Annotated in this window: 12 protein-coding genes; 8 read left to right on the plus strand and 4 right to left on the minus strand. The window is 54.3% G+C overall.

The genetic code is table 11. From position 1 onward, the window contains the following. Positions 1 to 85 precede the first annotated feature (85 nt). The 6 genes from Z946_RS0107720 to hpaH are packed head-to-tail and all read left to right on the plus strand — an operon-like array spanning position 86 to position 6,051. Positions 86 to 475, plus strand: a complete 390-nt coding sequence (locus Z946_RS0107720; protein ID WP_025055152.1) for a 5-carboxymethyl-2-hydroxymuconate Delta-isomerase — start codon at positions 86 to 88, stop codon at positions 473 to 475. Further along, complete coding sequence (hpaE, locus tag Z946_RS0107725; RefSeq protein WP_025055153.1) at positions 472 to 1,983, plus strand: 5-carboxymethyl-2-hydroxymuconate semialdehyde dehydrogenase; 1,512 nt, start codon at positions 472 to 474, stop codon at positions 1,981 to 1,983. Before Z946_RS0107720 ends, hpaE begins: the two co-directional genes overlap by 4 nt. After that, on the plus strand, positions 1,983 to 2,966 hold the full coding sequence (gene hpaD / locus Z946_RS0107730; RefSeq protein ID WP_025055154.1) for a 3,4-dihydroxyphenylacetate 2,3-dioxygenase: 984 nt from the start codon (positions 1,983 to 1,985) through the stop codon (positions 2,964 to 2,966). The genes hpaE and hpaD overlap by 1 nt, the downstream gene beginning before the upstream one ends. A gap of 39 nt (positions 2,967 to 3,005) precedes the next feature. Continuing rightward, positions 3,006 to 4,403, plus strand: a complete 1,398-nt coding sequence (locus Z946_RS0107735) for a pyridoxal phosphate-dependent decarboxylase family protein (protein WP_025055155.1) — start codon at positions 3,006 to 3,008, stop codon at positions 4,401 to 4,403. Beyond that, complete coding sequence (locus Z946_RS0107740; protein WP_025055156.1) at positions 4,400 to 5,254, plus strand: fumarylacetoacetate hydrolase family protein; 855 nt, start codon at positions 4,400 to 4,402, stop codon at positions 5,252 to 5,254. The genes Z946_RS0107735 and Z946_RS0107740 overlap by 4 nt, the downstream gene beginning before the upstream one ends. Further along, positions 5,251 to 6,051, plus strand: a complete 801-nt coding sequence (gene hpaH / locus Z946_RS0107745) for a 2-oxo-hept-4-ene-1,7-dioate hydratase (protein WP_025055157.1) — start codon at positions 5,251 to 5,253, stop codon at positions 6,049 to 6,051. Before Z946_RS0107740 ends, hpaH begins: the two co-directional genes overlap by 4 nt. Positions 6,052 to 6,078: 27 nt before the next feature. On the opposite strand, the gene Z946_RS0107750 is transcribed toward hpaH, so the two are convergent. After that, the gene (locus Z946_RS0107750; protein WP_025055158.1) at positions 6,079 to 7,392 is read right to left on the minus strand and encodes a nucleotide sugar dehydrogenase; all 1,314 of its coding nucleotides are present in this window, start codon (positions 7,390 to 7,392) and stop codon (positions 6,079 to 6,081) included. Between the two features lie 358 nt (positions 7,393 to 7,750). Between Z946_RS0107750 and Z946_RS0107755 the strand changes: the two genes are divergently transcribed. Further along, the gene (locus Z946_RS0107755; protein WP_025055159.1) at positions 7,751 to 8,635 is read left to right on the plus strand and encodes a Stf0 family sulfotransferase; all 885 of its coding nucleotides are present in this window, start codon (positions 7,751 to 7,753) and stop codon (positions 8,633 to 8,635) included. Positions 8,636 to 8,677: 42 nt separating this feature from the next. Here the strand turns inward: Z946_RS0107755 and Z946_RS0107760 are convergent, their stop codons facing one another. After that, the gene (locus Z946_RS0107760) at positions 8,678 to 9,334 is read right to left on the minus strand and encodes an ABC transporter ATP-binding protein (RefSeq protein ID WP_025055160.1); all 657 of its coding nucleotides are present in this window, start codon (positions 9,332 to 9,334) and stop codon (positions 8,678 to 8,680) included. A 9-nt stretch (positions 9,335 to 9,343) separates the two neighbouring features. Further along, complete coding sequence (locus Z946_RS0107765; RefSeq protein WP_025055161.1) at positions 9,344 to 10,408, minus strand: KpsE/RkpR family capsule polysaccharide export protein; 1,065 nt, start codon at positions 10,406 to 10,408, stop codon at positions 9,344 to 9,346. A 479-nt stretch (positions 10,409 to 10,887) separates the two neighbouring features. Between Z946_RS0107765 and Z946_RS0107770 the strand changes: the two genes are divergently transcribed. Further along, entirely contained in the window at positions 10,888 to 11,628 is a 741-nt protein-coding gene (locus tag Z946_RS0107770; RefSeq protein WP_037969513.1) for an ABC transporter permease, read from the plus strand. A 1-nt stretch (position 11,629) separates the two neighbouring features. Here Z946_RS0107770 and Z946_RS0107775 read toward each other — a convergent pair whose 3' ends face one another. Next, on the minus strand, positions 11,630 to 14,170 hold the full coding sequence (locus Z946_RS0107775) for a glycosyltransferase (protein ID WP_152540565.1): 2,541 nt from the start codon (positions 14,168 to 14,170) through the stop codon (positions 11,630 to 11,632). Positions 14,171 to 14,286 lie beyond the last annotated feature (116 nt).

Genomic DNA, 14,286 nt, shown 5'->3' on the forward strand with positions numbered 1-14,286 from the left:
CACCCATTGCACCGTGAAACGGGTCTTGACAACAAAGCATAGCATTAATTAACTTCGCAACAATTAACATGTTAAGGAATATGATGTGCCGCACTTCCAGATCGATTATTCAGCCAATCTGAAAGATGTCGTGGATATGGGAGCTTTGTGCGAAGCAATCCGCGCAGCCGCCGCAGGAATTGAGACGTTTCCAGTGGCCGGCATTCGCGTCCGCGCCGTCTGCGTCGATCATGTCGCTATTGCAGACGGCGATCCGAAACACGGGTTTATAGATCTATCTATCCGCCTGCGCGAAGGGCGCCCTGACGATATAAAGAAATCAGCCGTGGCTGATATTTTCGAAGTGATGAAATCTTTCGTAGCTCCGGCAATGGAAAGCCACTCCATCGCGCTATCCGCAGAAATGCGTGATATCGACGCCGGGCTTTCGCCTAAATTCGGAAACATCCGCGACCATCTGGAGGATACCGCATGAGCCAGCTTCACGATAATATCACGAAATTGAACAGCTTTCTGGCGCGCTTCCGCGAAGGCGGCATCCCCAACCGCATCGCGGGGCAGGATCACCCGGGCGCAGGAGGCGTGTTTCAAAGCATCTCTCCGGTCGACAAGAGCACCATCTGCGATGTGGCCCGTGGCACAGCAGATGATATAGACGCGGCAGCAGAGGCGGCCCATGTCGCGTTTGCGGAGTGGCGCGACATGCCCGCCCCGCAGCGAAGGAAAATACTGATCAAGATTGCCGAAGGCATCGAAGCGCGGGCAGAAGAAATTGCGCTGTGCGAATGTTGGGATACCGGCCAAGCCTATAAATTCATGTCCAAAGCAGCCCTGCGCGGTGCAGAGAACTTCCGCTATTTCGCGGATCAGGTCGTTCAGGCGCGGGACGGGCAACACCTGAAGTCCCCGACGTTGATGAACATCACCAGCCGCGTGCCAATCGGGCCGGTAGGTGTGATTACGCCGTGGAATACGCCTTTTATGCTCTCCACATGGAAGATCGCACCGGCCCTCGCGGCAGGGTGCACCGTGGTTCATAAACCTGCCGAAGCATCCCCCCTGACCGCCCGCCTGTTGGTTGAGATCGCCGAAGAGGCAGGCCTGCCGCACGGTGTCTTGAACACAGTTAACGGATTTGGCGAAGAGGCCGGCAAGGCGCTCTGTGAACACCCCAAGATCAAGGCCATCGCTTTTGTCGGGGAAAGCCGTACGGGATCGCTGATTACAAAACAGGGCGCTGACACCCTCAAGCGGAACCACCTTGAACTTGGCGGGAAGAATCCTGTGATTGTCTTTGACGATGCTGATCTGGACCGCGCGCTCGATGCGGTAATTTTCATGATCTATTCGATCAACGGAGAGCGCTGTACATCGTCGTCTCGCCTGCTGGTGCAAGACACCATCCGCGAAACCTTCGAAGCGAAACTGATCGAGCGCGTCAATGCGATCCGTGTGGGCCACCCGCTTGACCCCGCGACCGAGATCGGGCCGCTTATCAGCGAAGAGCATTTCGCCAAAGTCACCAGCTATTTTGACATCGCACGCAAAGACGGTGCGACAGTAGCCGCAGGAGGTGAAGTAGTCGGTGACGAGGGCTATTTCGTCAGACCGACCCTCTTCACAAACGCCGACAACGATATGCGTATCGCACAGGAAGAAATCTTTGGTCCTGTTCTGACCTCCATCTCGTTCTCGACCGAGGAAGAAGCGCTGCGTATCGCCAATGACACACCCTATGGGCTGACGGGCTATGTCTGGACCAACGACCTGACCCGCGCACTGCGGTTCACGGACAAACTTGAGGCCGGGATGATTTGGGTGAACTCGGAAAATGTGCGGCACCTGCCGACCCCCTTCGGTGGGGTTAAATCCTCCGGGATCGGTCGGGATGGTGGCGACTGGTCATTCGAATTTTACATGGAGCAAAAGCACATCGGCTTTGCCACCGGTCAGCATAAAATCACCAAGCTGGGAGCACTGTAATGCCTGTTCCTGCACCGAACCTGTATCCCGACTTCAATACCATCCGGCTAAGCCATGTCTGCCTCAACGTATCTGACCTGTCCGCTTCACGCACTTTCTATACGGATATCCTCGGCTTGCAGGTAACGGATGAGAGCGACAGCCATATCTATCTACGCGCGATGGAGGAACGGGGGCATCACTGCATCATCCTGCAAAAGTCCGAACAGCCCGGCACAGTTGAGGTCATGGGCTTCAAAACCTTTGACGAAGAAGACCTCGACCGCGCCGAAACATACTTCAAGGCGAAGGGCCGCCCGACATCATGGGTGGAGCGCCCCTATCAGGGCCGCACGTTACTGACATCGGACAACATGGGCATTCCGCTGGAGTTCTATCACAAGATGGACCGCCTGCCGCCCATTCATCAAAAGTACGCGCTGTACCGTGGAGTGAAACCTCTACGAATTGATCACTTCAATTGCTTCAGCCCTGATGTGGATGCATCCGTCGCCTTCTATTCCGACTTCGGGTTCCGCGTGACCGAATACACCGAGGACGAAGAGAGCAAGAAGCTCTGGGCCGCGTGGATGCACCGGAAGGGCGGCGTGCATGACATGGCATTTACCAATGGCACAGGACCGCGCATGCATCATGTGGCGTTCTGGGTCCCGACACCGCTGAATATCATTGATCTGCTCGATCTGATGGCCACCACCGGCTATGTGGACAACATTGAACGCGGACCGGGGCGGCACGGCATCTCAAACGCGTTCTTCCTGTATATTCTTGATCCCGACGGTCACCGGATCGAGATTTACTGCTCTGATTATCAGACGGTTGATCCAGACCTTGAACCGATCAAATGGGATTTGCAGGATCCCCAACGCCAAACACTCTGGGGTGCGGCAGCACCGGAAAGCTGGTTCAAGCACGGCACAACGTTCGTCGGGGTCGAGACGCAGGACTCGCAGATCGCCGCCAGCCCGATCATTGCGCCATGAACCGCGCGTCTAAATATCCGCGATCAGGGAGGGCCCAGCATGGATTGGGATGAATTCGCAGGCTGGAGCAAGCATATCGCAGATTGGGGAGCGCAATATCACCAGACCCTGCGCGACCGTCCTGTGCGCGCCCAAACCAAACCGGGCGAGATTGCCGCACAACTGCCGTCCTCTCCGCCAACGCAGCCCGAAGACATGCAGACGATCCTGCGTGACTTTGAAGACATCGTGATGCCAGGCATGACCCATTGGCAGCACCCCCGCTTTTTTGCCTATTTTCCAGCTAATGCGGCTCCGCCGTCTATGCTGGCGGAACAACTGGTAAATACCGTCGCATCGCAATGCATGCTGTGGCAGACATCCCCCGCTGCGACCGAGGTTGAAGGCCGGATGGTCGACTGGATGCGGCAAGCACTTGGCCTTGGCGACGGCTTCGTCGGTGTCATTCAGGACAGCGCGTCATCGGCAACTCTGTCCGCCGTCCTGACCATGCGCGAACGCGCGACCGGATACACCGGCAACCGCGAAGGGTTGGCCGGCAAGGGGCCGTTACGCATCTATTGCTCAGATCAGGTACATTCTTCGATCGATCGCGCATGTTGGGTCGCGGGTATCGGGCAGGACAATCTGGTCAAAATCAAAGGGGCGGGTCCGCTTAGCGGCATGGATGCGAAAGACCTCAGCGCCGCAATCCACAAGGATATCGAAGCCGGATACACGCCTGCGGGTATCATTGCGATTACTGGCGGTACGGGCATCGGGGCGTCCGACGATTTGGGGCCGATCCTCAAGGTCGCGCAGGCGCACAACCTGTATACCCATCTTGATGCCGCATGGGCCGGTTCAGCCATGATCTGCCCTGAATACCGCGAGGCCTTCTGGCAAGATGTCGATGGATTCGACAGCATCGTGTTCAATCCGCACAAATGGCTCGGCGCGCAATTCGATTGCTCTATACAGTTTTTGCGTGACCCCCTGCCGCAGCTGAATACGCTCAAGATCGAACCAGAGTATCTCAAGACCAGCGGCGATGCTGTCACCAACTACTCGGAATGGACCATCCCGCTTGGCCGACGGTTTCGCGCGCTCAAGCTTTGGTTTCTTATCCGTTCATACGGACTGGAAGGGTTGCAGCAGCGCATCCGCAATCATGTGAACTGGGCGCACGAACTGTGCGAGGAGCTTCGTGCCCTCGAAGGGTTCGAGATTGTGACAGAGCCTATTCTTAGCCTGTTTTCGTTCCGCTGCCCGGGCGACGACGCCATGCAACAGCGTCTAGTAGACCGGATAAATGATGACGGGCGTATCTATCTTACGCAGGGGTCCTTTGAGGGAGCCAAGATCATTCGCGTGCAGGTCGGCCAATTCGATTGCACACGCGAAGACGTGATGACGATCCCGCCCGTTGTTCAGGAAATATGGGACATGATAAAATGAAGTTTGCAAGCTACCGCAGTGACGGCAGGCCCTTTTATGGAGCGGTTACAGAGGCCGGCATGATCGCCCTGAATGACATTTGGCCGCAATGGTCCACCCTGTTCGAGGCTGTCTGCGCGGATGGGCTTGGCGCGCTGGCAAAGGCAGCACAGGATCGCGCAGTCACCCACACCGATTTTGAATATGAGATGGTGATGCCCGATGCGCGGCGTATTCTTTGCGTGGGCGTGAATTTTCCCGACCGGAACGCCGAATACAAAGACGGGTCTGAACAGCCGAAATTCATGTCACTTTTCCCGCGCTTCGCGTCCGGTTTTACCGGACATGACCAACCGCTGATCCGTCCACCCGAAAGCCCACAACTTGATTATGAAGGGGAAGTCGCGGTTATCATCGGCAAGGGGGGTCGGCGTATTGCGCAAGCGGACGCTTACGATCACATCGCGGCGCTTACCTTGTGTAACGAGGGAACGATCCGCGACTGGGTGCGCCATGCCAAATTTAATGTCACGCAAGGCAAGAACTGGGATCGCTCCGGTGCCATGGGGCCATGGCTTGTCCCGTTCACCGATGCCGCACAGCTGGACGATGCGCGTATCGTCACCCGCGTGAACGGTGAGGTTCGACAGGACGATGTTCTATCACGGATGATGCACCCGATACGGCGCGAAATAGAATACATTTCAACGTTCATGACCTTGCAGCCCGGCGATATCATTGTCACGGGCACGCCCACGGGTTCGGGGGCAAGGCTCGACCCGCCGCAATTCCTGAAACCTGGCGACGTGGTTGAGGTTGAAGTGAACGGTATCGGTATCCTGCGCAACTCGATCGAGGACGAAACGCCATGACACCCGAAGATCACGCGCAAGCCGCGGCCGATTTACTGCGGGCGGAGGAGACGGGTGCGCAAATCGACCTGCTGACAATGCGCCACCCGAAGATGCGCATGGATGACGCCTATGCCATCCAGAACGAAATCTATCGCGCTAAAGTTGCGCAGGGGCGTTCTGTCGTCGGCTGGAAAATCGGGCTGACGTCCAAAGCAATGCAATCTGCCCTCAACATCGACATCCCCGACAGCGGCATCCTGTTCGACGATATGATCTTTGAGCATGGTGCTATTGTGCCAAAGGGGCGCTTTATCCAACCGCGGATCGAAGCAGAGATTGCTTTTGTCATGCGGGCACCGATCGGGGGTGCGGATGTGACCCGCGAAGATGTGCTTGAAGCGACAGACTACGTCGCACCCTCCATCGAAATTCTGGATACACGTATTCTGCGTGCGGACCCAAAGACGGGAAAGACCCGCAGTGTTTTTGACACGATCAGCGATAATGCTGCCAATGCCGGCATCGTTCTGGGGCCGGAAAAGCACGCGATAGATGACTTCGATTTGCGTTGGGTCGGGGCCATTACGTCAAAAAACGAAGAGGTTGAGGAAACCGGCCTTGGCGCTGGCGTTCTTAACGATCCGGTGGAAAGCATCGTATGGCTGGCCCGTCGCATGGCGCAATACGGACAAAGCATCGCACCGGGGCAGATCGTTCTGTCCGGCAGCTTTATCCGGCCCGTTGAATGCACACCAGGTAGCCGTATCAACGCGGACTTCGGACCGTTTGGCGCGGTCAGTATCGCATTTGCCTGACCGCTAGGAGATTGGCATTAAGGCACCTTACGCCTTGGTCACCTGCTCCATCGGAAGGCCCCGCTTCGATATGGCGTTGCGGGTGTCCACAACAGGACAATCAAGATCAAGCAACGCGGTGTAGTCGATTTGATCGTGGTCCGTGGCAATCACAACAGCATCAAAGCTCCCCGCCATCACCTCCGACGGATTCAAAGCAGTGCGCCCCTCGAACAGTCCATACTCCCTCATGGGCGGGATTTCGGGAACATGCGGATCAATAAAATCAATCTTCGCTCCCGCTTCTTCAAACAGTTGCATCAGGCGCATCGCAGGGCTTTCACGCATATCAGAGACGTTCTTTTTGTAAGCCACGCCAACCAACAAAAGCCGTGCTCCGTTCAGACCCCTGCCCGATGCGCGATCAAGCACTTCGCGCGTCCGGTGCACGATATGATTTGGCATATTCGTATTGATCTCACCGGCAAGCTCAATGAAGCGTGTCGGCACATCAAACTTGCGCGCGCGCCATGCCAGATAGAATGGGTCGATTGGTATGCAGTGGCCCCCAAGACCGGGACCGGGGTAGAAAGGCATGAATCCAAAGGGTTTGGTTGCAGCGCCGTCGATCACCTGCCAGACATCAATACCCATCTCATCGTACACCAGCTTTAATTCGTTGACCAAAGCGATGTTCACTGAGCGAAAGATGTTCTCGGTGATCTTTACTGCTTCTGCCACGGTCGGAGAAGGAACGGACACCACCGTTTCAACCACTGCGCCGTAGAAAGCCTCCATCAAAGCCTGAGCTGTGGGACCATCACCTGCAATGATCTTGGGGATCGTTTTGGTTCGGAAGGTTGCATTTCCGGGGTCTTCACGCTCGGGTGAATAGCCCACGAACACATCTGATCCCAAAGTCAAACCGCTTGCGGACAGCAGCGGCTTGAGCACCTCTTCGGTCGTCCCCGGCCATGTGGTGGATTCGAGCACGACTAGTGTTTCGGGTGTCATGTGCTTGGCAATCACCTTCGCTGTCTGTTCGACATAAGACAGGTCCGGTTCCCGATGGTGGTTTAGCGGTGTCGGCACACAGATAATAATGACATCGCATTTGGATAGGTCCGCAAAATCGGTCGTCCAAGCACATTTGTCGGACACCGCTACAAGATCAGAAGCCTCAACAGCTTCAATGTAGCTCTCGCCAGCATAAAGCCGCTCAATCTTGGTGGCGTCTACATCAAATCCAATGACAGAATACCCGGCCTTGGCAGATACAACCGCCAGCGGCAGACCCACATAACCCAAGCCGATCACGCCAACGGTCGCTTCCACTTGATGAAGCTTCTCGATCAATCCCATTCGGGTCTTCCTTATCTCTGCACTGCCATAACAGACATGTATCGTTCCCGGGCCAATTCAGCCCGTCAGGTTTTAGCAGCCCGTCGGCTTCAGTACCGCTGTGACGCTGGATACCACATATGGTTGGCGACCGGCGTCACCGCAACCGCGGCGTGGTTACTTGGAGGTCGGTTGTGCAGGGTAAACTACATTTCTAAGCGCCTGAATACACGAGGTGGAGGGCCATGCTGCCTACCGGTCAAACGCACCTCCAACGCCAAGCAACCTTGAAAATGCCGCGTTGCTTTCATTTGCATCGGTGCCTTGTGTTGAATAGAAGGCCAGAAGTAACGAATTCTAGCAGAGTAGATACAGCATCATGTCAGAATACTTCCAAGACAAAGAGACGCTCAACCGCGAACGTTTCGCGAAAGACATGATGCTCCCTCCTGCCAAGATCCGTTACATCATGTACTTCACGCCTCGCTCCGGCAGTTCATGGGTGACCGACATTGCCACGCGCACAAAGCGGCTAAGCAACCCCGGCGAATGCTACAACCCAAGCTTTATGCCGAACATGTCAAAAGCGCTAAACGCTGCCAACATGAGAGAATATCAGGACATTCTGGAACGTAGGCGTAATACAAACAATGTTTACGGCTTTCAGATCACCTATCACCAGCTCAAGAGAGTTTTCGGCAGCGATGAGGCATTCATTGAAATGTTTCCCGTTGATGACTGGCACAGCTTCTGGCTGATCCGAGAAAATATTGTAGCACAGGCTATTTCCCTGTTCAAAATGCAGCAAACACAGATCAGCCACGCGCCGCAAACCAGCGACGAAGAGCTCGCGTCAAAGGACAGCGGATTCGCGTATGACGGGGATGAGATCAAGCGCTGGCTCTCGCATATACTTTTCGCCGAACAGAAAAACGAAGAATTGTTTGAGAACCAAGGGATCAAACCCTTCCGACTAAGCTATGAGCAGAATACTTCGATACGGCCCAATCGCGTCTTGAACACGATGGGTCGCCACATCGGCATCCCGCACATGAGAATGCCGTTGATCGAGAGCGGTCACAAAAGGATCGCTACGAGCATCAACGACGTTTACGCAGAGCGTTTCCGCGAAGAATATGCTGATTTCGTAAAGGAAGTTGACGAAAAACGCCAAAAGACGCTTTCGCTTATCGACAACTACAGGCCAGTCCCAGGCAATAATAAGCTTAAAAACAAACCAAGCCAACGCAACACCACCAACTGATACGGCAGCGGTGCTTATGTACCAAGAATCCCGTCGTTGGGATCAGCCCTTCATATTACGTTCATGATGCTCAATGCCTTCTTCAAGGTCATCGTAGTATGTGATTCGCCCTTGCTCCAGAACAGCAGCGGCATCACACAAACGGCGCACCATAGAAGGACTGTGCGATACAACAATCGACCCTGAATTCTGCATCCGCGCATTAAATAGTTCACTGCTTTTGTCTCTGAATGCGGCATCGCCAACCGAAGTGACTTCATCAACGAGATATGTGTCGAACGAGATACCCATAGAGACACCGAACGCCAAACGTGACTTCATTCCGGAGGAGTAGGAAAACAGCGGCTGGTGAAAATGCTTACCCAAATTCGCGAAATCCTGCACGAATTCAACAAGCGCGTCGGTCTCCACGCCGTATATGCGGGCGATGAAACGTGTATTCTGCGCACCGGTCAGATCAAGGTGAAACGAGCCAGCGAAGCCTACAGGCCAAGAAATTGTCCCAGTCGACACGATTTTTCCCGATGTCGGGTCCATGGTTCCTGCGATCATCTTCAGCAATGTGGACTTACCGGCACCGTTTCGTCCCAGCAGCGCCACAGAACGTCCGGTTGGAAACGTCATGTTCACATTGTCCAAGACAGTATTTCGCTGCCCTTTCAGCCGAAAGACTTTTGTCAGGTTCTGAAACTGGATCATTGCCTTTTCCTAACGGCGATCCCGCAAAGAGTACCCGACAAGAACAGCGATCGACCACGTCAAAAAGGCAAAGATAGTGAACAGGCCTAGCAACAACCCGCGTTCGGGAAATTCTGAACGTTCAGCAAGCGTAGGCAGAACATGCGCTGCCAAGTATCGGCTTTGTCGCCGCGCTTCGGCAACAGCGGCATCATAAGCGGCCAGTGCGCCGGTATAGCTCCGTTCGGCAAATTCTCGATCAGCTGCCAGTCGCTCGAACTCACCCACCAGATCGGCGAAAACATTGCCCTCATCCGCACCAGTTCCGATGCCCAGTTTGCGCCTTTCCTGAACAATCATATTTTCAATGACCCGCACTCGCCTTTGGGTCTGTGTGATCCGTGGGTCGCCCTCGCCCGCAGTCTCCAAAAGCAGATTCATCTCGATCATTGCTTCGGTAAGTTGCCCCTGGAGGGTACCCAAAAGGCCAGCCTGAGTTGCGATATCAGCGGAGGGATCGACCATCTGTGTTCGATTGCGGAATTCTGTGACCGCTGTTCGTGCGTCTCGCAAACGATCTTCTGCGCGGGTCAGATCGTCACGGGCAAACCTGATAGAATCCTCTCGTGCGATGTCAGACAGCGCATTTATCATCGCCGAGCTCTCGTCATAAATACCTTGAGCGATCGCGGTGGCATCTTCGGCAGTGAACGCAAGTACGCGCACTTCGATCAATCCACTGCCACTGTCATAGTAAATCTTGACCAGACGTTCCCAGTGATTCACCAGATCTTCGATGGTGCCGGGAGGCTCATAAGAAAAGTACGGATCGTTCTCGGGTTTCGACCAGATCGTGCGAAGGTCCAGATCTCTGTCAATCTCTGCAACCAGCTTCTGGCTTTGTATGAATTCATAAAGAATATCTGTGTCCGAAGACGATGATCCAGACAGTTCAGTAATCCCGCCAAGCAGCTCAACAGCAGATGCGGCTTCTTCCTTGCGAACGGAAAAGCCTACGGTTGAACTGTATTGATCAGCCGCCCGATACCAAAGATACCACCCGACAATAGTGGCTGGCAGCAGGACAAAGATCACAAAACTGGAGATTACGCCCCAATGCCGTTTCCTGACGCGGGCCGGTGGTGCCGCGGGAGCCGCGTTCTTGGGTTTTTGAGCCTGCTGCGCTGGCTTAGGAGCAGGTTTAGGGTCGGCATTTGGCGTGTTTTTAGGACCAGCATTTTGAGCAGGTGCATTCGGACCCGGCTTCTTCGGTCCTTGTCCCTTGGGTCCCTGCCCTTTTTGTTCACCTGGTATTTTCGCGGGGGTAGCAGTATCTGTCACAGTGTAAGCCACAGCCTTTGGTCAATTGATCCTGACGTCATATTCGTACATAGTTTGTCCATCGAACACCAGCGCGGAATAGGCGGCATTCGGAACGCGTCACTCCCCTTAAGCGCGACGCCATAGACAACGAAGGGCCTTCCCCGCTCATGACATCTCCGATAGATCCTCAGGTTCCACTACGCGCCAGCGCGGTCAGGAACACCCGGCGCTTTGCAAGCGCCCGTACGATCTTGGCCCTGATACTGCGCGAAATGTCGACGACCTATGGTCGCTCTCCCGGTGGGTATATCTGGGCCGTTCTTGAGCCTGCTCTTGGCATCGCGCTGTTGACCGCAATCTTCTCGCTCGGCTTCAAGTCACCACCTATCGGGATCAACTTCCCGATTTTTTATGCAACTGGCATGGTGCCGTTTTTGATGTTTTCCTCTCTGTCAGGAAGTATCGCGACCTCACTACTTTTCTCAAAGCGTCTACTTGCCTATCCAAGCGTCACGTTTGTTGATGCTATTATCGGACGCCTGATCGTCAATGGCTTAACGCAACTCATGGTCGCCTATTTCATTCTTTTTGGTATCCTGATGATGTTCGAAACCCGAACGGTACCCGACCTGCTTGTTATTTTTCAGACTTTCTTCTTGACGATCGTACTTTCACTGGGTGTCGGCACCATGAATTGTTTCTTGTTCACCATGGTTCCAGTGTGGCAGAGAGCGTGGTCAGTAATTACGCGTCCGCTGTTTATCCTTTCGTGCGTCCTGTTCCTGTTTGAAACTGTCCCGCAGCCTTACCGCGATATCCTCTGGTACAATCCGTTGGTACATGTTGTAGGCCGCATGCGAAGCGCTTTCTATCCAAGCTATGACGCCGCCTATGTGTCATACACATACGTTTATAGCGTCGCGCTTATATCACTCGCTGTCGGCCTCGTATTTCTTAGCCGGTATCACCGCGACATGTTAAACGACGGCTAGCTTAGGCCTTCGTTTCAACCAGACTGCTGATGGTCTGAGAAACAGATGGCTTTCCATGCGTCAAGCCAACGATGCCACCTTGGCCGCTTTCCTCAAGATGACTGGCAACGATGTCTGCAGGTGCGCCAAGATCAAAGCACCAGACTGGCAATCCGGTCGCCAAGGCTTCGTGCGTTGTGTACGAGAAAGTTTCAGGCCAGATCGACGGGATAAGCCAGCAGGTGATGCCGTATCGCTTGACCAGTGACGGGATGTCGCCAATTTTGTAGTCGCCGTGAATTTTCGCAGGAGCCACCAAAGGGTAGGTCGGGTCCACGTTACCAATCACAACCAGACGGGCAGCTTTCGATTTCGCCAACTGTGCTGCCATATCACGCAAAACAGCAGCACCTTTCTGATATCCGATATTTCCCAACACACCGATCACGACCTCGTCCGCTTGACGTGTTTCACAAGCCAGCTCCTCCGCGTTTATAAAGAGGGTATGTGGCCGTAAGGAAATATGCTCTGCCACGTCAGGATAGGCATCCAGAACAAGTTTCTGACTGTTCTCCGAAAAGACCGTCACAGTCTCGGCCTCGCGAAGCAATGCACCCCACGCCGCGCGCCATTCTGCAAGGGACACTTTTCGACCGTCACCGCCCCGCGATTGGTGTGCAGGATCAAGACTCTCAGCAGGCGGGACACCATCAAAGAAGCCCTTAGCGTTCAACAAGGTGTAAGACGGACTTATGGGAAGAAAATCATGAAACAAGATTTCGATAGTATCGCGGTCGTCTTGCTTTAAAGACTGTATGCGCTGCGGCAGTGTCACCGGATCGCGATGACCGACACCGTTCGAATAAACGATATGACGCTCTGTGATAGGTTCCAGCAATCGCTCGAGAAAGGAGAAATCGTTCGTTGCACTTGATGTGACGCCCATCTGAGTATGCAACTCGACCTGCCATTCATGTGCGTGTCCGACACGTAGGACAATTGCGCTGTTAGCATCTTCAACTTCTGAGGCGATACGTTTTTTCAAGTAATCTTCGGCCCCGCCACCCAGCGCATGGGCGATGTAAATAGAGAGCGGCCCTTGTTGATTTTCAGCGGCCCAGCCTATCGCGAGCGCCAATCGTGCTGCCGACATAGGATCATGCCGAATAAAGGTTTGCACTTCCGCATCGTAGTACGGATACCGCTTTGAAATAATGGCGTTATTAGTTTCCACCAGCTTGAGCTTTTCCGCGCTCCCAAAGGATGTACCCCCTCGGTGTTCCACGTACAGGCTAGGCAATCCCAGATGCCGACCGCCTTTCTTACGAACCTTCTGGCACCAGTCGACTTCTTCTCCGTATCCGCGACCGAAAGTAGTATCGAGCTGAGGAACGTCGTTAAGATACTTATGGTTGATTGCCATGCAAAACCCCACGCCAGTCGGGGCCGAAGCTAACGCGCTGTCTGGATTGAACTGCTTCGCCAGCTCATCAATACGGTCTGCCTGACCTACCGCGAGGTCATGGCGCTGACAGATAACAGGAGACGTGAAAATTTCGGCATCGTTGGACATAGGTGTAACGCTGGCAACATTGTCATGAGCCAAAATGGGTCGAACCAATCTTGAGGCCCAGCCCGCGGGCACAAATGCGTCCGAGTTCAGCAACACAACATGATCATTTCTGCTCAGGGACATCTTCAGCGCGGCGTTCACCGACCGGATAAATCCCTGATTGGTCGCGTTTTCAATCAGTGTCACACGTTCTGGTTCGCTCCGGTTCAAGTCAGCAACGAAATCCTGCAAAAACGGACGGACGCGCTCATCCGTGGAGCAATCTTCAACGATGATAAGATGCCACGGCAAGTCTGTATGCTGCACCACTCGGTTAAGGACTTCCTCCAGCAACTCAAAGGCGTTGTAGACCGGCAGAACGATGGTAATCGGCGTTTCCATCAAACTTGGCGGATCAGCCTTCACCGGGCGATTTTCATTGGGAAACAGGTCGGGGTTTGAAAGAAACGCTGTTACTGGATCGTCCAGTCCGAATGCGTTTTTGAGCTTTGCGCGGGCAGAAGGATCACGTCGCATTTTCCAGCTGATCAACGCCGGCACCATGCGCACAACAGTCGCGGCAAAGGGCAGCATCAAGCGGCTCCGCGCGAAGCGCAGGTTCAATTTCGGGACCTGATAGACATATCGAACATCATCAAATTCAAGGCCTAACGTTCCGGAGCTGTGTCCAGAATAGGAGGCATCGACGACAAAGCCGAGCGTTTGCGTCTCGTCCCAATCATAGAGCTTACTGACATCTGTTCGAACCAGATTCGGGAAAACCATTTGACGCTGCCGGTCAACGGTAAGCGTAGCTCTGTTTGCCAAAGTCCAGCCTTCAAGAGTAAGACGCCCGTCCACTAGGCTGATCCGATCCAGATGCCCAATTGGCTGCTCAGCATCGTCAAACATCGGGAAGCCGGGGACCGACGCCTTGAGATGACGCCCGCAATACCGATTGAACAGCTGCCAGAGTTGGTTGATCATTCGAAGTAACCCTTGGTCAGGCAAGCCGTACTGGTCTTTGCCGATATAAAACGATGATCGCTATAAGTGTTTTCCTCTTGCAGGTGAAGGGGCCGCAGAAAATGAGGGGGCTCAGCTGGCCGCAAGACGCTCATATCCGC

Source organism: Sulfitobacter noctilucicola (assembly GCF_000622385.1).
GTDB lineage: Bacteria > Pseudomonadota > Alphaproteobacteria > Rhodobacterales > Rhodobacteraceae > Sulfitobacter > Sulfitobacter noctilucicola.